This is a genomic window from Pseudomonas arsenicoxydans (assembly GCF_900103875.1).
GTDB classification, from domain to species: domain Bacteria; phylum Pseudomonadota; class Gammaproteobacteria; order Pseudomonadales; family Pseudomonadaceae; genus Aquipseudomonas; species Aquipseudomonas arsenicoxydans.
Map to the genome: position 1 here is coordinate 713,416 of NZ_LT629705.1, position 20,583 is coordinate 733,998.

Consider the following 20,583-nt stretch of genomic DNA (forward strand, 5'->3'; position numbering starts at 1 on the left):
GAGTCACCTACATTAGGAGTTCGTTCGACATGCTGCATTTGTCCCGCCTTACCTCGCTGGCCCTGACGATCGCTCTGGTGATCGGCGCGCCTCTGGCGTTCGCCGCTCAACCTGCCCCGGCTGTCGCGCCTGCGGGCACCGCTGCGACCACCAAGGCGCCATTGCCTTTGGAAGAGTTGCGCACCTTTGCCGAGGTCATGGATCGGATCAAGGCAGCCTATGTCGAACCGGTGGACGACAAGACCCTGCTGGAAAATGCCATCAAGGGCATGCTCAGCAATCTCGATCCGCACTCCGCCTACCTGGGCCCGGAAGACTTCGCTGAATTGCAGGAAAGCACCAGCGGCGAATTCGGCGGCCTGGGCATCGAAGTCGGCGCCGAAGACGGCTTCATCAAAGTGGTTTCGCCCATCGATGACACCCCGGCTTCCAAGGCTGGCATTCAGGCGGGCGACTTCATCGTCAAGATCAACGGCCAGCCGACCCGTGGCCAGAGCATGACCGAAGCCGTGGACAAAATGCGCGGCAAGATCGGCCAGAAAATCACCCTGACCCTGGTTCGCGACGGCGGCACGCCGTTCGACGTAGTCCTGACTCGCGCGATCATTCAGGTGAAGAGCGTGAAGGCCCAGTTGCTGGAGTCGGGCTATGGCTACATCCGCATCACCCAGTTCCAGGTCAAGACCGGCGAAGAGGTTTCCAAGGCCCTGGCCAAGTTGCGCAAGGACAACGGCAAGAAGCTCAACGGCATCATCCTCGACCTGCGCAACAACCCGGGCGGCGTGCTGCAAGCGGCGGTGGAAGTGGTCGACCATTTCATCACCAAGGGCCTGATCGTTTACACCAAGGGCCGTATTGCCAACTCCGAGCTGCGCTTCTCCGCCACTGGCAAAGACGAAAGCGAAGCCGTGCCAATGGTTGCGCTGATCAACGGCGGCAGCGCCTCGGCTTCGGAAATTGTTGCCGGCGCCTTGCAGGATCAGAAACGCGCAGTAGTCATGGGCACCACCAGTTTCGGCAAGGGCTCGGTACAAACCGTGCTGCCGCTGAACAACGACCGCGCGCTGAAGATCACCACGGCGCTGTACTACACGCCGAACGGTCGCTCGATCCAGGCTCAGGGCATCGTCCCGGACATCGAAGTGCGCAAGGCCAAGATCACCAGCGAACAAGACGGCGAGTACTTCAAGGAAGCCGACCTGCAGGGTCACTTGGGCAATGGCAACGGCGGCGCCGACAAACCGACCGGCTCCAGCAGCAAAGCCAAGGCCATGCCGCAGGATGATGACTACCAACTGGCTCAGGCTTTGAGCCTGCTCAAAGGGCTGAGCATCACCTCCGGCCGCTGAGATGCGCCTGCGGTTGCTACTCGGTCTGTTGTGCTGTCTGGCGGGTGTTGCTCACGCAGCGCCCGCCGCTCAAAAGGCTTACATCACTCTGATCATCGATGACCTGGGGCAGAACCTGCCCCGGGATCGCCGTGTGCTGGCCCTGCCCGGTCCGGTGACCACGGCAATCATGCCCGACACTCCCCACGCCACCGAATTTGCCCGCGAGGCCCATCGCGCCGGCAAGATCGTCATCCTGCACATGCCCATGGACCCGGCCACCGGCCCGTTCGCCTGGCACCCCGACTTACCCATCGACGAACTGGAAAGCCGCCTGAACGCAGCGTTCAAGGTCGTGCCTTACACCGCCGGCATCAATAACCACATGGGCAGTCGCATGACGGCACAACCGGCGGCCATGGCCTGGCTAATGGCGGACTTGCAGCGCCGGCACAAGTTCTTTGTCGACAGCCGCACCAGCGCGCAGACAGTGGGGGCCTCCGAGGCACAGAAAATCGGATTGGCGAGCGTTTCGCGGGATGTGTTTCTGGACGATGAGCGAACTGAAGCAGCGATCTTGACGCAATTACAGACGGCGATCAGTTTGGCGCACAAGCAGGGTTCAGCGGTGATGATCGGGCATCCGTATCCGCAGACGCTGGCCGTGCTGGAACGCGAGTTGCCCAAGCTGAAGGCTCAAGGGATTGAGTGGATCAACATCAAGCAGATGATCAGCGTGCGCGGCAATCGCGCGTCGGCTGCGCATGGAAAGGACGGCGTGTACCGCTGACTTGCCACCCCACACGATGATTGTGGGGTATCAGAGATACCGCGCCATGATGTCATCCACCACGCCTTCCTTGCGCAGTTGATCCAGTGCCGCCTGTAGCTTGGCGACCACTTCATCCGGTACATCCTTGTTCAGGGCCAGGTACAGCTCCGCGCTGTTGAAGCGCAACACCGTCTTGAGGCCGTTAACCCCTTCCTGACGCGCCAGATAGCGACCGGCCGGATCACCCGTCGCCCACAAATCAATCTGACCGCTCTCCAGCTTTTTCGCGTTGTCCTGATCGCGCAGCACCACAATCGGCTTCAGCCCTTGCTTGGCCAGAGTCTCGGCGATTGCGTCACCCTTGTACGCGCCGATCTTGTATTTGCGCGCCTGTTCGAGCGATTCGATGCTGATCTTGCTGTCGGCCTTGGCCAGCATGATCCAGTCATCCGGGCCAATCGGGCCGACCCATTTGAAGAGCTTTTCACGGTCCGGCAAACGCGCCATCACGAATACGCCGTAACCGGGCTTCTCGAGGGCGAGTTTGTAGATTCGCTCCCAAGGGAAACGCAGCGTCAGGCTGTAGGAAACTTCGGCACGTTTGAACATCTCACGGACAATGTCGACGGCGATGCCGTTGATGTTCTCGTCCTGAGCAAAATTCTTGCCGTTCTTCGCCATGTTGTACGGAGGGAAGTTTTCCGTCAGCAACACCAGGTCTGTGGCGGGATTTTCTTCAGCGTGCACGCCATTGATGAGCAATAGCGAAGCGCTAGCGAGGGCAAGAAGCAGGCGTTTGATCATGTCGGGCTACCGAAATCCATGGCGTGCCCAAGAGTGCCTTGAGCCTGCGATGATGTCTACTGGCACTTTGATAACACTGCTATCCGAACTGCAAATCACAAGAGCTTTGTCGAGGTACATAGTTACCGCCACTTCCGACCCTGCCCCTGATTAATTAGTGATGACCGGCGATAGCCCGGTTCTCCAATCACATTAATCAGAGGCCCTGCAATGAATTCGATTCCTATCATGCTTTTCGGCACATTGTGCCTGTTGTGCACACCCTGTTTTGCACGCAGCCACGATTATGGCGAAGAGATGCAAAACCTGTCCTCGTCCAAAGTCCTCGAAAATGCCAATGGATCGCATGACCACTGGCAAGGAATCGGGCGACTGACAATCAACCAGGGCAGTTGCACCGCGTCGCTTATTGATACGCGCGATGAAACCGCCTCTGAGCCTACTCCCGCTTACATACTGACGGCAGGACACTGCGTAGAGCTGAGCAATGGAAACATTGTGACCGACAGGCCCATCAATGGAACCATGGACTTCAATTACTTCGCTGACGTTTCCACGTTCAAGCATTATCCATTGAAGACCGTGACATGGCGGAGCATCCAAGGCGTCGATATGGCGATTATCGAACTGGACGTCAGCCTTCAAAAGCTCATCGAAGAGGGCATACAACCCTTGAAGCTGGCTCGGGACACACCAACCTACGATACGGATATGTTGATCGTGGGTGCCCCCAAAGGCTTTGAGCAGATTACGTTGCGCATGGCGGCTTGTACGCTACAGCCGGCCAAGGAGATTGTTGAAGGGTCATGGGTATGGCGAAACACCTTCATGACGCGCTGCCAGGATGTTCGGGGAGGTGGGTCCGGAAGCCCCGTACTGGATCGTTATACCAACGAGATCATCGGCGTCATAGGCACCGGGAATTTTGAGGAGAGTATTGCTCCGTGTCTCGACCATGCGCCCTGCACACCGGTTGGCGATACCTATCAGGCAGTGCCAGGGAACGTGTATGGCAACCCTACGACATTTCTAAACGGATGCTTCTCGCAAGGTCGTCTTGCTACAAATCCGCCGTCGTCCTGTCAGCTCTACCCGACCTTTACCATTGAAGGTACGAATAACCTGGAAAGCTACAAACGGCCCAAACAGCTGGATGACCATTCGTTTGTCGTGCCTACCTGGAATTATCGATTTACGATCAACACCGCGTTTTATCGTTATAAAACTGTTCGTAGTGCAATGGAGTGCGAAAGCACTCAACACTATAGCGATGCCATCAGTGCCACGGACGCGTTCATCAACGCGCAGATTGGAACGACACCCGGATTCTATTTTCTCTGCATCGTCGGTGTCGATTCATCGACACAACGACCGGAAGCGGGCCTGCTTAAAAACGCTTTATCGTTGCCAATAGAGATATTGGATAACAAGCCAACAACGCCGCCTGATTTGGCGATCGAGGCCGAAGTTTTTGTAAAACTGGCTGAAGCCGAAGAGCCGTACCGGACCTACTCGATCAAATATGGCCCTGTAGAGACAACCGATTGTCGTGTGCCCGATAAATACATCGAGAACATGCCAATGGATTTCTTTATTGCGAACGACAAACTTCCGGGGAAGCTTTGCGTCATTGCTTACGACAAGTCGGGACAAGCGTCCGAACCCAGGATTGACGTGTTCAGCCGCGTGATTGGGGTGCAACAAGCCACGTCAGCCGGGGCCGACGCGGCTCGTTGACAGCGTTATCGCATGACGATGCCGCGATGCGCCATGTAGGCCTTGGCTTCCTGCACGGTGTATTCGCCGAAGTGGAAAATACTCGCCGCCAACACCGCGCTGGCGTGGCCTTCGAGAATACCGTCAGCCAAGTGCTGCAGGTTGCCGACGCCGCCGGAGGCAATCACCGGGATGCCCAGCGCGTCGCTGATGGCGCGGGTTACGCCCAGGTCGAAGCCGTTTTTCATGCCGTCCTGGTCCATGCTGGTCAGCAGGATTTCGCCGGCACCGAGGCCTTCCATTTTCTTCGCCCACTCAACGGCATCGAGGCCGGTAGGTTTGCGACCGCCGTGCGTGAAGATCTCCCAGCGCGGGGTTTCACCCGGTCCCGAGACCTTCTTCGCGTCGATGGCGACGACAATGCACTGCGAACCGAAATGCTGGGCAGCCTCGCCAACGAATTCCGGGTTGAACACCGCCGCGGTGTTGATCGAGACTTTGTCCGCACCGGCATTGAGCAGGTTGCGAATGTCCTGCACGGTGCGTACGCCGCCGCCCACGGTCAGCGGGATGAACACCTGGCTGGCCATGCGCTCGACGGTGTGCAGCGTGGTATCGCGACCGTCGACGCTGGCGGTGATGTCGAGGAAGGTAATCTCGTCGGCACCTTGCTCGTCGTAGCGACGGGCAATTTCCACCGGGTCGCCGGCATCACGAATGTTCTCGAACTTGACGCCCTTGACCACCCGGCCGTTGTCCACGTCCAGGCAAGGGATGATGCGTTTGGCCAGGGCCATGCTTAATCTCCGATTAAGAGTTGCAAGCTTCAAGCTTCAAGCTGCAAGAAAGAGCGGACCGCTGTCACGCTTCTAACTTGCAGCGTGTAGCTTACAGCTTGGAGCTGGTCGCGTAGCTATCGCAGAAAGCCTGAGCTTCTGCCACATCCAGCGTGCCCTCATAAATCGCGCGGCCCGTGATCGCGCCGATGATGCCTGGCGCCTTGGCGTCGAGCAGCGACTTGATGTCACCCAGATTGTGGATACCGCCGGAAGCGATGACCGGAATGCGCGTGGCAGCGGCCAGCGCAGCCGTGAACGGAACGTTGCAGCCCTGCATCATGCCGTCTTTGGCGATGTCGGTATAAACGATCGCGGACACGCCGTCGGCTTCGAATTGCTTGGCCAGGTCGATCACCTGAATGGTGCTGATTTCAGCCCAGCCGTCGGTGGCGACGAAGCCGTCCTTGGCGTCCAGGCCAACGATCACCTTGCCCGGAAACGCGCGGCAGGCTTCGGCAACGAAGGCCGGATCTTTCACGGCTTTGGTGCCGATGATGACGTAGCTCACGCCCGCCTTGACGTAGTGCTCGATGGTTTCCAGGGAACGGATACCGCCGCCGATCTGGATCGGCAGGTTCGGATAGCGCTTGGCAATCGCGGTAACGACTTCGCCGTTGACCGGCTGGCCTTCGAAAGCGCCGTTCAGGTCGACCAGATGCAGACGGCGGCAACCGCCTTCCACCCACTTGGCAGCCATGCTCACCGGGTCATCGGAGAACACTGTGGAATCTTCCATGCGGCCCTGGCGCAGACGAACACAGGCACCGTCCTTGAGATCGATAGCGGGAATAATAAGCATGCTTTTCCTTCGTCAAAGAGCTGCAAGTTGCAAGCGACAAGCTGCAAGCGTGCGGCGACCAATTCTTGCAGCTTGAAGCTTTCGGCTTACAGCTGCTTCTATTCTTTCTCGAGCGCCCACAAGTCGCTTTCGATGCTTTCGAACCTCTCTTTGAGGTGCGTCTGCACATCGAAAATCGCCCTGTTGTAATAATGCGGCGCAATTTCACGGGTAAACAGCTCAAGGATTTCAGCCGCTTCGAACGAACCCAGGTCCAGTTCAAAGCGATCTTCCATGAAGCGTTTGATCTTATGGTTCGCCTCGTTCTCCTGTTCGGGAGTGAGGGTCAGGATCGGTGGCTTCTTCTTGACGGCCATTTACCAGCGACCATCCCACGCAGCGAAGTTCTGCAGCAATTGCAGGCCATGGGTATGGCTCTTCTCCGGGTGGAACTGCACGGCGAAACGCGAGCCATCGGCCAGCGCTGCGGCGAAATCGACACCATAGTGACCGCCACCCACCACCTGCCGCGCATTGCCGGCGGCGATGTAGTAACTGTGCACGAAGTAGAAACGCGCCAGGTCCGGAATGTTGTGCCACAGCGGGTGACTCACCGTCTGTTTCACTTCGTTCCAGCCCATGTGCGGGACTTTCAGGTGTTCGCCGTCTTCATGCAGGTCTTTGCCGAAGAACTTCACCGCGCCCGGGAACAGGCCGATGCAGTCGACACCATCGTTCTCTTCACTGCTGTCGAGCAAGGCTTGCATGCCGACGCAGATGCCGAGGAACGGACGATCCTGGCTGACTTCACGCACTAGCGAATCGAAGCCCAGGCGACGGATCTCCGCCATGCAATCGCGAATCGCGCCGACGCCGGGAAAAACCACCCGGTCGGCTTCGCGAATCACATCGGCATCGCTGGTGATCAGGACCTTGCCGGCACCGACATGCTCGAGGGCCTTGGCCACCGAGTGCAGGTTGCCCATGCCGTAATCGATAACCGCGACCGTCTGCATTACAGAACGCCTTTGGTCGACGGCATCTGACCGGCCATGCGGTCATCGAGCTCGACGGCCATGCGCAGGGCGCGGCCGAAAGCCTTGAACACGGTTTCGATCTGGTGGTGGGTGTTGGTGCCGCGCAGGTTGTCGATGTGCAGGCTGACGAGTGCGTGGTTAACGAAGCCCTGGAAGAACTCCTGGAACAGGTCAACGTCGAAGCCGCCAACGGTGGCACGGGTGTAGGGAACGTGCATCTGCAGGCCAGGACGGCCGGAGAAGTCGATCACTACGCGCGACAGCGCTTCATCGAGCGGCACATAGGCGTGACCGTAACGACGGATGCCTTTTTTGTCGCCGATGGCTTTGGCAAAGGCCTGACCCAAGGTGATACCGACGTCTTCCACGGTGTGGTGGTCGTCGATATGCAGGTCGCCCTTGCTGACAATATCCAGGTCGATCAGCCCGTGACGGGCGATCTGGTCCAGCATGTGCTCAAGAAAAGGAACACCGATATCAAATCGGGCCTTTCCGGTGCCATCCAGGTTGATCGAGGCTTTGATCTGGGTTTCCAGAGTGTCGCGCTCGACTGACGCCTTACGTTCGGCCATCACCAGCTCCGCAAAATCATTGGGCGAAAAAGGCAGCCATTATAGGGGCGCGGGCGCGAAACAGAAACACGGGAGGCGATATGACTGACGGAGTGAATTCCGTGCTGTCGGGGATAGACATGTCCATACAAGCCGCTGGAAAGGAACACAAAACAAATGTGGGAGCGAGCCTGCTCGCGATTGGGTCATAACATTCAACCTCTTCGTTGAATGTCAGACCGCTATCGCGAGCAAGCTCGCTCCCACAGGGGTACTGCGTTTACTTAACTCAGTGGAACAGAACAGCCGTCTTCTGCAGGGTCACCCATACACCCCACGCCAACGGAATACCCACCACCAGCCACGCAGCGATTGCTAGCGGCTTGGTGCCCGGCGCAGCTTTCCATTCAAGAACGGTGGTCGCATCGGCACCTTTGTCGTGACCCAGTGCCTGTTCGGCAGCGAGTTCGGCGTCGGTCATGAAGTACTTGTCGGCTACCGGACGCACCATCAGGTTGCACAGGAAACCCAGCACCAGCAGGCCCGCGAGGATGTACAAGGTGATGTCGTAAGCCTCGGCACGTTCAACGCCGATGCTCAGCTGATATTCACGCAGGTAGTTCACCAACACCGGACCCAATACGCCCGCCGCTGCCCACGCGGTCAACAGACGACCGTGGATCGCGCCGACCATTTGCGTACCGAACAGGTCCGCCAGGTAAGCCGGCACCGTCGCAAAACCACCGCCGTACATCGACAGGATGATGCAGAACGCCGCCACGAACAGCGCAACGTTGCCCAGGTGACCGAGGTTCGGAATCAGCGCATACAGCGCGAAACCGAGGGCGAAGAACACGAAGTAGGTGTTTTTGCGACCCAGGTAGTCTGAGAACGAAGCCCAGAAGAACCGGCCACCGATATTGAACAGGCTCAGCAAACCGGTGAAACCGGCAGCAATCGCCGCAATCGAGGCCAGTTGCGAAGCGTCCAGCTGACCGAACGTAAGGTTGTTGCCCAGCAATTTACCGGCAAACACTTCCTGCAACAGCGGCGACGCCATGCCAAGGATGCCGATACCGGCAGATACGTTCAGGCACAGCACCAGCCACACCAGACGGAATTGCGGGGTTTTCCACGCCACATTCACGTGGACGTGACGATGAGTGATCATTGCGTTCGAAGCTTTTTTCGCCGGGGCGGTCCAGCCTTCAGGCTTCCATCCGGTAGGCGGGACGCGGTAGGACAGTGCGCCACCGATCATGAACACGAAGTAGATCGCGGCCATCACCAGGAAGCTCTGCCACACGCCGACGCTGGTTGGCGAAGCGAAGTGGCCCATCAGGGCAGCGGCCAGCGGAGCACCGACCATCGCGCCACCGCCGAACCCCATGATCGCCATGCCGGTGGCCATGCCACGCTTGTCCGGGAACCATTTGATCAAGGTCGAGACCGGTGAGATGTAACCCAAGCCCAGGCCGATACCGCCAATGACCCCGGAGCCGATCCACATCAGCCAGATCTGATGGGTATAAACCCCCAGCGCTGAAATCAGCAGACCGCCACACCAGCACAGCGCCGACACGACGCCAGCCTTGCGCGGCCCGGCATGTTCCAGCCAACCGCCCCAGATCGCTGCCGAGCAGCCGAGGAAAATGAAAAACAGGGTGTAGATCCAGCCGAGCATCGAGATCGGCCAGTCGCATTGCGACGAGAAAACCTGCGAAATGAAGCTCATGTCCGGCGCGCAAGCCACGGGAGCGGTCACACCCAGGGCTTTGGACAGTGGCAACCAGAACACCGAAAAGCCGTAGGCCATGCCGATGCAGAGGTGGATGGCCAACGCGGCCGGTGGCACCAGCCAACGGTTGAAACCGGGCTTGGCGATGATGCGTTCCTTGGACAGGAACGCGGGCTGATCGGCGCTGAGGCCGTCCGCCGTGATGCTCGTTGTCATTGTGTATCCCCCAATTATTAGTAGAGTTCGCCAGCCATTCTTCCCCCTCAGCCTTTATGCGCACGCACGGCTGTTTTTTAGGGGAAGCTCCCTTTTGGTGCGACATCACGCCGCAGAAGGACGGACGAACCGACAGAGGTTAACATCTGTACGTGACAGAAAAACCAAAGTGACATCACCTTTTGTCTGTCATCTGTTCTCGTACCACTGAAGGAACCACCATGCCGATCATTGTCGAGCCGCTGAACGAAGCCACCTACCAGGATCAGCAAGATCTGCAGAAGATTTATCGCGATGCCCCGGACTGGCTGTTTGCCCCGTTTCCAGGGGACTTGCAGTTGATTGAAGGCTGCCTGCGCGACGGTTCGCTGATCGCCGGACGCTTCAACGATCGACTGCTCGGCGCGGCTCGCTTGCAACGGCACCCTGGCGTCTGGCACTTGTCCCAAATATGCGTACGAAAAATCACCCGTCGTCGCGGTGTGGCCGAACGTCTGGTGAATGAAGCACAGAAAATGGCGGCGCAATCGGGTGCGGTCCTGCGTTTGCTGGCACCGGCCGGGCATCTCGAAGCACAAGCGCTGGCCGCCAAGCTGAAGGTGGCGCTCGATGAAATGCCCGCGTGATCGCTGACCGGTCGTGCGCTTTGGAGCGCTATACTCCCCGGCTAAATTTCGAATTCGACTAAATACAAGGACTCGCCCATGAAAGCGTTCGGCAAAATCCTGGGTCTGGTACTTCTCGGGCTGTTGCTGATCATTGTGGCGCTGGGCTTTGCCCTGACCCACCTCTTTGATCCCAACGACTACAAAGACGAGATTCGCCAGATTGCCCGCGACAAGGCCCACATCGAGCTGACGCTCAATGGCGATATCGGCTGGAGCCTGTTCCCATGGCTGGGCCTTGAACTGCACGAAGCCAGTGTCGCGACCCTGGCCAAGCCCACCGAACCGTTCGCTGACTTGCAGATGCTCGGCCTTTCTGTCCGGGTGTTGCCGCTGCTGCGCCGCGAGGTGCAGATGAGCGATGTGCGCGTCGAAGGCCTGAACCTGCGCCTGACTCGCGACAAGGATGGTCATGGCAACTGGGAAGACATCGGCAAGGTTCCGACCGCCACGCCGGCTACGCCACCGGCCACCCCAGACCAGCCGTCCCCTGCCCCGCAAACCACCGTTCAGGTAGAGAAACCGCCGCAGCCGGCTCGCCTGGACATCGACAGCCTGACCGTCAACAACGCCCGCGTTGAATACAACGACGAGAAAACCGGCAAGCAATTCAGCGCCGAAAGTATCCAGTTGAGCACCGGCGCGGTCCACGACTCGACCAACATCCCGGTCAAACTTACCGCGTTCCTGGGCACTAACCAGCCGGTCTTGCGTGTGCGTACCGAGCTCAATGGCGAGTTGCGCTTCGAGCGCGCACTGCAGCGCTACAAGTTCGAAGACATGAAGCTCTCCGGCGAAGTCGCTGGCGATCCGCTGCAAGGCAAAACCATGACCTTCGCCGCCCAAGGCCAATTGCTGTTGGATAAAGCTGCGAACGTCGCCGAGTGGACCGGCATCAAGATTTCCGCCAACCAGCTGCGAGCGCTGGGGGAGTTGAAGGTCAACGACCTCGACAAGACGCCGCAAATCAACGGCGCCATCTCGATTGCCCAATTCGACCTGGCAAAATTCGTCGACAGCATCGGCCAGAAACTCCCGGCCATGGCCGAAGGCAGCCTGAGCAAAGTCGAGCTGGTCAGCCGCGTGGCGGGTACGCCGACCAGCGTGTCCTTCGACAATATCAACCTGAAAGTCGATGACAGCAGCTTCAGTGGCCGCATCGCCGTCGAAGATTTCGCCAAGCAATCACTGCGCGCAGTACTCAAGGCTGACACCTTCAACGCCGATCGTTACCTGCCGCCAAAATCCGCCGAAGCCAACAGTGCGACGCAGGTACGTCAGGCTGAAGTGGCCAACACCGAAGCCAGCGCCATGGCCGGCGCAGGCAGCACTCCGCTGCCCGACGCACCGACCAAAACCGCGTGGAGCACCGAACGCCTGTTGCCGGTAGAACGCTTGAGCAAACTCGACGTGGACGCCGACTTGAGCTTCGGCGAGTTGACCCTCGACAAACTGCCGATCCACAACGCGGCATTCAAAGCCACCGGCCAGGGCGGCTTGCTGACGCTGGAAAATCTGCGCGGCGATCTGTACGACGGCAACTTCGAAACCAAGGGCACCCTGGACGTCCGCCAGGAAGTTCCAGCGCTGGCCATGCAGACGCGCATCACCCGAGTGCCGGTGGAAAAAATCCTCGAAAGCCAAGGCAAGAAGCCTCCGGTCAATGGTCTGGTAACGCTCAACAGTGCGTTGACCGGCAGCGGCAATAGCCAGAAAGCCCTGATCGACAGCCTCAACGGCAACGCCAGTTTTGTCATCAACAATGGCGTGCTGCTCAACGCCAACCTTGAACAGCAACTGTGCAAAGGCATCGCCACCCTGAACCGTAAAACCCTTAGCGGCGAGCCGAAGGGCAAGGACACGCCATTCCAGGAACTCAAAGGCAACCTGACCTTGCATAACGGCGTGGCCAGCAACCCGGACCTGAAAGTGCGCATCCCGGGCATGACCGTCAACGGTAACGGCGACGTCGACCTGCGTGTGCTGGGCATGGATTATCGCGTGGGCATCGTCGTCGAAGGCGACACCAGCGCTATGCCCGATCCGGCCTGCCAGGTGGGTGAAAAGTACGTCGGCATCGAGTGGCCGCTGCGCTGCCGTGGCCCGCTGGAACTCGGCGCCAAGGCCTGTCGCGTGGACAACGAACGCATGGGCCAGGTCGCCGCAAAACTGGCTGGCGAAAAGCTCAGCGACAAAATCGACGAGAAACTCGGTGACAAAGTCAGCCCTGAACTGAAAAACGCGCTGAAGGGGCTGTTCAAGCGATGAAAGCCGAGCAGTTTTCATCGGCAGTTCTAGACTGGTACGACCGCCACGGCCGCCACGATTTGCCCTGGCAACAGGGCATTACGCCGTATCGGGTGTGGGTCTCGGAAATCATGCTGCAGCAAACCCAGGTCAGCACCGTGCTGAACTACTTCGACCGTTTCATGGCCTCGCTGCCAACGGTCGAAGCCCTGGCTGCCGCACCGGAAGACGAAGTACTGCACCTGTGGACCGGCCTGGGTTATTACACTCGCGCGCGCAATTTGCAGAAGACCGCGAAGATTGTTGTCGCCGAGCACGGTGGCGAGTTTCCGCGCGATGTTGAAAAGCTGGTTGAGCTGCCGGGCATCGGCTTGTCCACGGCAGGCGCGATCGCCAGCCTGAGCATGGGCCTGCGCGCGCCGATCCTCGACGGCAACGTCAAACGGGTGCTGGCGCGGTTTACTGCGCAAGAGGGTTATCCGGGCGAGCCGAAGGTTGCCAAAGCGCTGTGGGCCAACGCTGAGCGCTTTACCCCGCATGATCGGGTCAACGCCTACACCCAAGCGATGATGGACCTGGGCGCCACGCTCTGCACCCGCAGCAAACCGAGTTGCCTGCTCTGCCCGCTGCAAAAGGGTTGCGAGGCGCACATGCTCGGCCTGGAAACCCGCTACCCGATCCCCAAGCCACGCAAAGCGGTACCACAGAAGCGCACGCTGATGCCCATGCTCGCCAACGGCGAAGGCGCGATTCTGCTTTACCGTCGCCCTTCCACGGGCTTGTGGGGCGGTCTCTGGAGCTTGCCGGAACTCGACGACCTCGATGACCTGCAACATCTGGCCTCGCAGCACTCGCTCGAGCTGGGCACCCAACAGGCGCTGCCGAGCCTGGTGCACACCTTCAGCCATTTTCAGTTATCCATCGAACCCTGGCTGGTTCAGGTCCAGGAGGCTGGCCACCACGTGGCCGAGGCCGACTGGCTCTGGTATAACCTCGCCACCCCGCCGCGCCTGGGCCTTGCCGCCCCGGTCAAAACCTTGCTCGAACGCGCGGCCGCCGTATTGAACGCAGGAGAGTCGTCATGACCCGCACCATCATGTGCCGCAAGTACAAAGAAGAATTGCCCGCTCTGGAGAAAGCCCCCTTCCCGGGCGCAAAAGGTCAGGACATTTTTGACCACGTCTCGGCCAAGGCCTGGGCTGACTGGCAAAAGCACCAGACCCTGCTGATCAACGAAAAACGCCTGAACATGATGAACGCCGAAGACCGCAAATACCTTCAGGGCGAGATGGACAAGTTCTTTTCCGGCGAGGAATACGCCAAGGCTGACGGTTACGTTCCACCTGCTCAATAATTGATCAAAATCCGGGGTCGACACGTAAGCGACGGTAATAATTAAATATTTTTTGAAAACTTGCTTGACGACCCCCTGAAAAACCCGTTTAATGCGCCCCGTTGCCCAGATAGCTCAGTCGGTAGAGCAGGGGATTGAAAATCCCCGTGTCGGCGGTTCGATTCCGTCTCTGGGCACCAAATACCGAAAACCCTGAATCGCAAGATTCAGGGTTTTTTTATGTCTGCGATTTGATGGGGCCCGGGTTTTGCGCCGAGCCGCCCTCCCCTGCGGAAATGGGCAGCCGCGTCAGACACCTACAAAAAAACCGCTCCCAGCGGTTTTTTTGTATGACTGCATTTTTGAAGTTATGAGCCCGAGACATATTGCTCGCCTGTCCAGTGAAGGTTCAGGTCACGGGCTGGACCGCTTCCGATGTCCACGGTATTACGCCGTTCCTGGCCGTTACGCGTGGTGACTACCGTGTACTTGCCCGGAGGAAGCTGCACGTACACCAAGGGACCGGCCTGATCCAGGCTGAACACAGGATGTCCTTGTGCGTTCTGAACGACCACATTCACGTCGGGCAGATATTCGTTTGCAGGTCCGATAGAGAAACTCATGTGCAAGTTGTACCCATGAGATTGTTGAACGAAGCGTGCCTCATCCAGACCAATGCCTCCTGACAGGTAACTGATTCCATTCTGCTGTTCTGGCTGAATCTGCACACCGGCCGTGTCGACAGGTCCCGACGTTATTGCCGGAGCCATGGAGGGGAACATCAACACACCGACTGCAGCGATGGGCAGTATCAATGAACGGAAGTGTTTCATGATGACGACTCCCGGGTTCTGCAGAACCCTATCGTTACTTCTTTTAGATTCCTGACGGGGCGCTCAAGTTTTAGATTGATTAGTACTGTGATGGGCCGCGAATAGGACTACACGATGTATTCCTCAAACCCCTGCTGCAGTCGGTTTTGTTCTTGCAAAACGAATTCATCCGAGCGGGAGGGTCTCGGCGGTCCGAGTACAGCAAGCGCTGCTCCCGACACTTGCCAAAGCCCTCACGGCACAGTTTGGAAAAGGCTTTGATGAGCGCAATCTGCGATATATGCGGGATTACTTTCAGACCTTTGGAATTTGGGACGCACCGCGTTCCGAATTGAGCTAACGACAGGCCACCGCAACACTGACGCTGGAAAACCTGCGTGGCCAAACGACGCAAGCCTGATCGACTGGCCAGAGGCAGTCCCGACGGACTGCCGCCGTCACTGATCACCCTTCCAGTTGAACACCAGATTACGCACGTTATCCTTGCCGACATCTGTCGTGTCGCGCTTTGCCTCACCGTGACGGGTGGCGACCACGGTGTACTTGCCAGCAGGTAACTGGACATAAACCAGAGGCCCTGCCTGACTGAGCTTCAGCACTGATTGACCTTGAGTACTCTGGATAACCAGTTCTACATCCGGCACATATTTGCCTTCCGACCCAATGGAAAAGGTCATGTGCAGGTTGTAGCCGGTCGTTTGTTGAATGGCCTTCGCTTCATCCTCGCCAATACCGCCGGACAGATAGGCAATCCCATTCTGTTCCTGCCGCTGAATTTGCACGCCTGAGCTGTCGATGGGCTCGAGGCTGGCGGGCCACGTCATGGCGGGAAACATCAGCACACCGACTGCGGCGATGGGCAAAATGAGGGAATGGATGGACTTCATGATGGCGACTCCCGGGCTCCACGGAACCCAATCGTTAATCCATTTAGATTTCTGGTTGAATGCTCAAGTTTTAGATTGATTGGTACTTGGGCTCACTGCGAATCGGACTACGCGCTGTATTCCTGAATCACGTGCTGCAGTTGGTTGGTTCCTGCAAAACGAATCCGCCAATTCCCCCTTCGTTACATGCGCCTGTTCTATCAAGCATTCCCAAAGTGTGACGCACTGCGTCACGAATTGAGCTGGACCCACTACCGCAGGCTACTGCGTGTAGATAACGAACTCGCACGCCACTGGTACATGAACGAATCTGCCATCCAGAACTAGTCAAGCCGCGCCCTGGAGCGCCAGATCAATACCTTGTATTTCGAACGCCTGCTGGCAAGTCGTGATCGCCCCGCCGTCAAACAGGAAGCAGCAACCAACCTTGAGAAAATGAACGCACATCCTCGGGACTTCATCAGGGATCCGGTGATACTGGAGTTTCTTGGGTTGCCAAAATACGCATGGATTGTCCATTAGCGACGTGAAGACTATCGTTAGCAGCTACCCGCAAAGGTCCGAACAAGATGAATTTGCAGGACGCGTCCGCACTGCCGCCCGAGTCGCCATTGCCTACAGCCATACCCGGCACCCCCTTCAAGGAAACTGCCGCAGACGGCTTTATCCTCGGCGGTTTCACCTGGCAGCACGCCTTGCCGGACACAACCCGCCCGGTAGTCATCATCAACGCCGCCACTTCCGTGCGTTGCCGTCACTACTCGCGTTTCGCCGATTACCTGTTTGCCAACGGCTTTGACGTGATCACGTTTGACTACCGTGGCATCGGTGAATCACGTCCGGCATCGCTCAAGGATCTCGACGCCTCATGGACCGACTGGGGCGCGCTGGACTTTGAAGCGATGCTCAGACGCGCTCAGCGTGAATTCCCCGGGCAACCCATCGATGTCGTCGGCCACAGCTTTGGCGGCTGCGCAGCAGGCCTGGGAGCCTCAGGGCATGTGATCCGGCATTTGGTCACCGTGGGCGCTCAGTTCGCTTACTGGCGCGACTATGCGCCCGCCCATCGCTGGCGAATGTTTGGCAAGTGGCACCTGGTAATGCCACTCGTCACGAAGATCTACGGCTATTTCCCCGGCAAACGCCTCGGCTGGCTGGAAGATACGCCCGCTGGCGTCGTCCGTGACTGGAGCACGCCCACCGATCGCTACGAGAAGCGCCCCAGCGGCCGCGTAGCTCACGCAACACACGGCCAACTGCCGTTCGCCAGGGTCAGCGCAAAAACCCTGGCCATCAGCATCAGCGACGATCCTTACGGCACCATTGCGGCCATCGAACGTCTGCTTGGCTACTTCACCCAAAGCACAAACACCCATTTGCGAATCGAGCCGCATGACATCGGCGAAGAAGAAGTCGGACATTTCGCCTTTTTTCGCAGCGCATACCAAGCCACACTATGGCCCATTGCATTGTCCTGGCTGCAGACCGGCGAACTGGCCCCCGATACCCCCGGGCGGCGAGTGCCACGCAGCTGACGGCTGTGCCCACTCAACGAATTACGGAACGACGCTCATGGCCTCCGCCAACAAGCAGAACAAACGCGCCACCCGCGCCAAAGCCAAGGCCAAGCAGAACCGCACCCAACGTGCTGCCGCCCCGGTCGAGCTGGACCCGAACGATGATCGTATCGACTTCGAATCGGTGGACCTGACCGAACTGTTCAAGAAAATGATCGACGCCGAAAAAACCAGCCAGCAAGCGATGTGCATGGCCTTTCTCGAAGACCCGCTGCTGGAACTGGTGTACGAACAGGAAGGCGAAGAAGGCGCGATGGATTTCATCCTCGCGGCGCTGATCGAATATCGCCAATGGTCCACCGAAGTCAATGAAGCCGGCGCCCTGGCGTGGATCGAATCACCAGCCTTCCAGGCTGACTACGTGGCGGCGTCCGACGCCATCGCGGCCCAAACCCAACAGAAACCGAACTGAGCTCCCATGGCCTCCCTGAACAAACAGCAAAAACGCGCCAAACGCGCCAAGATCAAAGCCAAGCAAATCAATATCCACGGCCGTAAACCTGCCGCACTGGACGATGACCTGGGGGAAATCGGCGAGCCGATCCCGGAATACACCCTGGCGATGTTCAGCAAAATGCGCGACGCGGAAGCCATCAGCCGTGGCGACATGCTGAAGATCCTGCTGTCGGACCTCGCCGGGATCATCAGCGACCATCCAGAATTGCTGGACATGGAAAACGCCGACAACGAAGCCATGGCCGCCACTCACCTGGCCGCCGACATGCTGATCGACTACCGCATGTGGACCGATGGCATGGACCGCGATACCGCACAGGCCTGGCTGACCGATCCACAGTTCATCACCGACTTCGGCGATGCGCTGGACAGCTATCGCCAGGCGCTGGATGCGCAGGAAGAAAAGGCCGAGTAAATACTCGCCTTCAGATACAAAAACGGCCGCTTGTCATCACTGACAGCGGCCGTTTTTTTTGCGGCTTTCAACACCACAATCAGGCAGCAACACCTTCCAGACGCGGGATTTCAAAACCCAGTTTGGCGCTGGCATAACCCAGTTCACCTTTGGCGATGGACTGAGCCTTGAAGCCAGCAGCGATCAGGTCCTGCACATACAGCCTGTTGTAGATGAACATGAAAACGAGGTTGCTGAGGCTGAACGTGAAGCAGGCAATGACGAACATGATCGCCGCCCACTTGATATCACCGCGGAACAATGCCGGGAAAAAGCCGAAGAAAAACACGGTCCATGAGAAGCCGATTGGCGCTTCTTTCATGGCTCCGGTTTGAGGGTTTTTGAATACAACCGATGTAAACGCCATGCCTGACTCCTTGATGCCCCGATGGGTTGGCTGAATGACCGGGCTAGCTCCATGCAGCTCTTTAAACGGCAAACACACGCAAATGCATCGTGACTGACGTCAGATGAGAGAGCAGGCAAGGAAGGGTCGAGGGCTTTAGCCAGGAAAGGCTGGTGGTGTCGAACAATCCATGTCCTGAAACTCCATCGTATCTTGCAACAGCGAGATACACATTCGACGAGAAGGCTACTATCTCGCCATCATCGTGTCCATCAGATAGCCAGACGATCAATCGCCTGAATGAAAGCAAAAACGACCGCGATCATTGCTGAAGGCGGTCGTTTTTGATGTTTCACCCGCATTGGGCCGGTGTTAGATCACTCAGCGAACTACCGCTGCGATCAACTGCTCATTGCGACGGCGGCGCGCGACAAACAAGCCAGCGGCCACGACCAGCAAGCTCAGCAGACCGGTCGCGAGGATTTCCACGCGATGGGCTTCCTGGAACAGCATGATGGTCAACGCGCCAACGATGAATACGATCACCGCGTAGGTAAGGCCCGGGAACAGCCACATGCTGAAGGCGATTTTCTCGCCGCGTGCCATACGCTGCTTGCGCATGCGCAGTTGCGAGAAGGCGATCACCAGATACACCAGCAGCGCGATAGCGCCGGAGCTGGCCAGCAGGAATTCGAACACGGCAGCCGGGGCCACGTAGTTCGCAAACACAGCCAGGAAGGCTGCGCCGGTGGACAACATGACGGCCCAGTACGGCGTGCCGCTGCTATTGGTGCGTTGGGAAATGGCCGGTGCATCACCGCGCTTACCCAGGGAGAACATCATGCGCGAAGCGGTGTACAACGCCGAGTTCAGGCAGCTGGTCACAGCAACGAGTACAACGATATCGACAATCAGCTTGGCGTTCGGGATGCCCATGCGCTCAAGCACGGTCTGGTAGGAACCAACGCTGGCCAGAATCGGGTCGTTCCATGGCACCAGGGCCACAACGATGAAGATCGACACAAGGTAGAACAAGCCGATCCGCCAGATCACCGAGTTGGTGGCCTTGGAGATTTGCTGGCCAGGGTTCTTCGATTCGGCGGCCGCGATGGTCACGATCTCGGTGCCCATGAAGGAGAACATGGTCGTCAGAATCGCGCCCAACACCGCGCCCATGCCGTTTGGCAGGAAGCCCTGGGTGTCGAACAGATGCGAAACGCCGCTGACCTGGCTGTTCGGCAGGAAGCCGAAGATCGCCATGATGCCGAGGCCGATGAAACCGATAATCGCGATGACCTTGACCAGGGCGAACCAGAATTCGAACTCACCGTAGTTCTTCACGCTGAACAGGTTGGTCACCGTCAGCAGCAAAGTAATGATCAACGTGAATGCCCAGATGGCCACGTTAGGGAACCAGGCATGCAGGATAGTCGCGGCGGCGTTGGCCTCTAGCGGGATGACCAAGACCCAGAACCACCAGTAGAGCCAGCCAATAGTGAAGCCAGCCCAGTGACCTATCGCACGATCGGCGTAGGTCGAGAAGGAGCCGGTGTCCGGCGAAGCTACGGCCATTTCGCCGAGCATGCGCATCACCAACACCACCAGGGCACCAGCGGCGGCGTAGGCCAACAGCACAGCTGGGCCTGCGGCGGCGATGGCGTGGCCGGAGCCGACGAACAGGCCGGCGCCGATAACCCCGGCGATCGACAACATGGTCACATGACGCGGTTTGAGCCCCTGTTCGAGGCCATTGGAGCTTGGGGTACTGCTCATTGAAACTACCTTTGTAAGGGAAAGCGATCTGCATCCATCCCGCTTGGCGATCCTTCTCGTAAAAAGAAACCAACGGGGCGTTCCGGATTCTGCACGCAATAATTACGCCAAAATGTTTCAAAACCCTCTACCACGGCGATCTCGTCTTGACCGGACAGTCATCGCAAGTCATTGAGAATAATGGCAATTCGCCAGAACGTTACCCTGCGACTCACTTTAAGGACGAGCCGGCG

21 protein-coding genes, 1 tRNA gene and 2 pseudogenes are annotated in these 20,583 nt (G+C 58.3%); 13 read left to right on the top strand and 11 right to left on the bottom strand.

From position 1 onward, the window contains the following. The first annotated feature begins 29 nt into the window (after window positions 1-29). A complete protein-coding gene (locus BLQ41_RS03145) occupies window positions 30-1,349 on the top strand; it encodes a S41 family peptidase (protein ID WP_090176760.1) in 1,320 nt (439 codons plus the stop codon). Window position 1,350: 1 nt separating this feature from the next. Beyond that, window positions 1,351-2,118: a divergent polysaccharide deacetylase family protein gene (locus BLQ41_RS03150; protein WP_090176763.1), complete on the top strand. Its 768-nt coding sequence runs from the start codon at window positions 1,351-1,353 to the stop codon at window positions 2,116-2,118. Window positions 2,119-2,148: 30 nt separating this feature from the next. Here BLQ41_RS03150 and BLQ41_RS03155 read toward each other — a convergent pair whose 3' ends face one another. Then, window positions 2,149-2,904: a substrate-binding periplasmic protein gene (locus BLQ41_RS03155; RefSeq protein ID WP_090176766.1), complete on the bottom strand. Its 756-nt coding sequence runs from the start codon at window positions 2,902-2,904 to the stop codon at window positions 2,149-2,151. Window positions 2,905-3,114: 210 nt separating this feature from the next. On the opposite strand from BLQ41_RS03155, the gene BLQ41_RS03160 reads away from it, so the two are divergent. Beyond that, the gene (locus tag BLQ41_RS03160; RefSeq protein WP_090176769.1) at window positions 3,115-4,641 is read left to right on the top strand and encodes a trypsin-like serine peptidase; all 1,527 of its coding nucleotides are present in this window, start codon (window positions 3,115-3,117) and stop codon (window positions 4,639-4,641) included. Between the two features lie 5 nt (window positions 4,642-4,646). Here BLQ41_RS03160 and hisF read toward each other — a convergent pair whose 3' ends face one another. From hisF to BLQ41_RS03190, 6 genes are all read right to left on the bottom strand, one after another. Beyond that, window positions 4,647-5,417 (bottom strand): imidazole glycerol phosphate synthase subunit HisF, encoded by a 771-nt coding sequence (gene hisF, locus BLQ41_RS03165; protein ID WP_007897430.1) that lies wholly within the window; start codon window positions 5,415-5,417, stop codon window positions 4,647-4,649. Between the two features lie 91 nt (window positions 5,418-5,508). Then, the gene (gene hisA, locus BLQ41_RS03170; protein ID WP_090176772.1) at window positions 5,509-6,258 is read right to left on the bottom strand and encodes a 1-(5-phosphoribosyl)-5-[(5-phosphoribosylamino)methylideneamino]imidazole-4-carboxamide isomerase; all 750 of its coding nucleotides are present in this window, start codon (window positions 6,256-6,258) and stop codon (window positions 5,509-5,511) included. Between the two features lie 98 nt (window positions 6,259-6,356). Next, window positions 6,357-6,614 (bottom strand): DUF2164 domain-containing protein, encoded by a 258-nt coding sequence (locus tag BLQ41_RS03175; RefSeq protein WP_090176775.1) that lies wholly within the window; start codon window positions 6,612-6,614, stop codon window positions 6,357-6,359. Further along, window positions 6,615-7,253: an imidazole glycerol phosphate synthase subunit HisH gene (gene hisH / locus BLQ41_RS03180; RefSeq protein WP_090176778.1), complete on the bottom strand. Its 639-nt coding sequence runs from the start codon at window positions 7,251-7,253 to the stop codon at window positions 6,615-6,617. It lies immediately after the preceding gene. Beyond that, complete coding sequence (gene hisB / locus BLQ41_RS03185; protein ID WP_003218037.1) at window positions 7,253-7,846, bottom strand: imidazoleglycerol-phosphate dehydratase HisB; 594 nt, start codon at window positions 7,844-7,846, stop codon at window positions 7,253-7,255. Before hisB ends, hisH begins: the two co-directional genes overlap by 1 nt. Before the next feature lie 268 nt (window positions 7,847-8,114). Further along, on the bottom strand, window positions 8,115-9,779 hold the full coding sequence (locus tag BLQ41_RS03190; protein WP_090176780.1) for an OFA family MFS transporter: 1,665 nt from the start codon (window positions 9,777-9,779) through the stop codon (window positions 8,115-8,117). A gap of 221 nt (window positions 9,780-10,000) precedes the next feature. On the opposite strand from BLQ41_RS03190, the gene BLQ41_RS03195 reads away from it, so the two are divergent. The 5 genes from BLQ41_RS03195 (at window position 10,001) to BLQ41_RS03215 (ending at window position 14,224) form a co-directional block, all read left to right on the top strand. After that, window positions 10,001-10,405: an acetyl-CoA sensor PanZ family protein gene (locus tag BLQ41_RS03195; protein WP_090176782.1), complete on the top strand. Its 405-nt coding sequence runs from the start codon at window positions 10,001-10,003 to the stop codon at window positions 10,403-10,405. A gap of 78 nt (window positions 10,406-10,483) precedes the next feature. Further along, the gene (locus BLQ41_RS03200; protein WP_090176785.1) at window positions 10,484-12,712 is read left to right on the top strand and encodes an AsmA family protein; all 2,229 of its coding nucleotides are present in this window, start codon (window positions 10,484-10,486) and stop codon (window positions 12,710-12,712) included. Further along, window positions 12,709-13,776 carry an A/G-specific adenine glycosylase gene (gene mutY, locus BLQ41_RS03205; RefSeq protein WP_090176787.1) on the top strand — a complete coding sequence of 356 codons (1,068 nt, stop codon included), beginning with the start codon at window positions 12,709-12,711 and terminating at the stop codon, window positions 13,774-13,776. Before BLQ41_RS03200 ends, mutY begins: the two co-directional genes overlap by 4 nt. Next, window positions 13,773-14,045 carry an oxidative damage protection protein gene (locus BLQ41_RS03210; protein ID WP_090176790.1) on the top strand — a complete coding sequence of 91 codons (273 nt, stop codon included), beginning with the start codon at window positions 13,773-13,775 and terminating at the stop codon, window positions 14,043-14,045. Before mutY ends, BLQ41_RS03210 begins: the two co-directional genes overlap by 4 nt. A gap of 103 nt (window positions 14,046-14,148) precedes the next feature. Next, a tRNA-Phe gene (locus BLQ41_RS03215) sits at window positions 14,149-14,224 on the top strand. A 168-nt stretch (window positions 14,225-14,392) separates the two neighbouring features. Here BLQ41_RS03215 and BLQ41_RS03220 read toward each other — a convergent pair. Then, the gene (locus BLQ41_RS03220) at window positions 14,393-14,857 is read right to left on the bottom strand and encodes a hypothetical protein (protein WP_090176793.1); all 465 of its coding nucleotides are present in this window, start codon (window positions 14,855-14,857) and stop codon (window positions 14,393-14,395) included. A 179-nt stretch (window positions 14,858-15,036) separates the two neighbouring features. On the opposite strand from BLQ41_RS03220, the pseudogene BLQ41_RS30810 reads away from it, so the two are divergent. Next, window positions 15,037-15,194 (top strand): annotated as a pseudogene (locus tag BLQ41_RS30810) (DUF1016 N-terminal domain-containing protein); the annotation flags it as partial. Window positions 15,195-15,294: 100 nt separating this feature from the next. On the opposite strand, the gene BLQ41_RS03225 reads toward BLQ41_RS30810, so the two are convergent. Continuing rightward, window positions 15,295-15,744 carry a hypothetical protein gene (locus BLQ41_RS03225; RefSeq protein ID WP_090176795.1) on the bottom strand — a complete coding sequence of 150 codons (450 nt, stop codon included), beginning with the start codon at window positions 15,742-15,744 and terminating at the stop codon, window positions 15,295-15,297. Window positions 15,745-15,921: 177 nt separating this feature from the next. Here BLQ41_RS03225 and BLQ41_RS30815 point away from each other — a divergent pair. The 4 genes and pseudogenes from BLQ41_RS30815 to BLQ41_RS03250 all read left to right on the top strand — a co-directional run. Continuing rightward, window positions 15,922-16,242 (top strand): annotated as a pseudogene (locus tag BLQ41_RS30815) (DUF1016 N-terminal domain-containing protein); the annotation flags it as partial. 71 nt (window positions 16,243-16,313) lie between these two features. Then, window positions 16,314-17,279, top strand: coding sequence for an alpha/beta hydrolase family protein (locus BLQ41_RS03240; protein ID WP_090176800.1), 966 nt, complete (start codon window positions 16,314-16,316; stop codon window positions 17,277-17,279). Between the two features lie 37 nt (window positions 17,280-17,316). After that, window positions 17,317-17,733 carry a hypothetical protein gene (locus tag BLQ41_RS03245; protein WP_090176803.1) on the top strand — a complete coding sequence of 139 codons (417 nt, stop codon included), beginning with the start codon at window positions 17,317-17,319 and terminating at the stop codon, window positions 17,731-17,733. 6 nt (window positions 17,734-17,739) lie between these two features. Beyond that, complete coding sequence (locus tag BLQ41_RS03250) at window positions 17,740-18,192, top strand: hypothetical protein (protein ID WP_090176806.1); 453 nt, start codon at window positions 17,740-17,742, stop codon at window positions 18,190-18,192. A gap of 79 nt (window positions 18,193-18,271) precedes the next feature. Here BLQ41_RS03250 and BLQ41_RS03255 read toward each other — a convergent pair whose 3' ends face one another. Further along, window positions 18,272-18,598, bottom strand: a complete 327-nt coding sequence (locus tag BLQ41_RS03255; RefSeq protein ID WP_090176809.1) for a hypothetical protein — start codon at window positions 18,596-18,598, stop codon at window positions 18,272-18,274. Between the two features lie 360 nt (window positions 18,599-18,958). Next, on the bottom strand, window positions 18,959-20,350 hold the full coding sequence (gene gabP / locus BLQ41_RS03260) for a GABA permease (RefSeq protein ID WP_090176812.1): 1,392 nt from the start codon (window positions 20,348-20,350) through the stop codon (window positions 18,959-18,961). Window positions 20,351-20,583 lie beyond the last annotated feature (233 nt).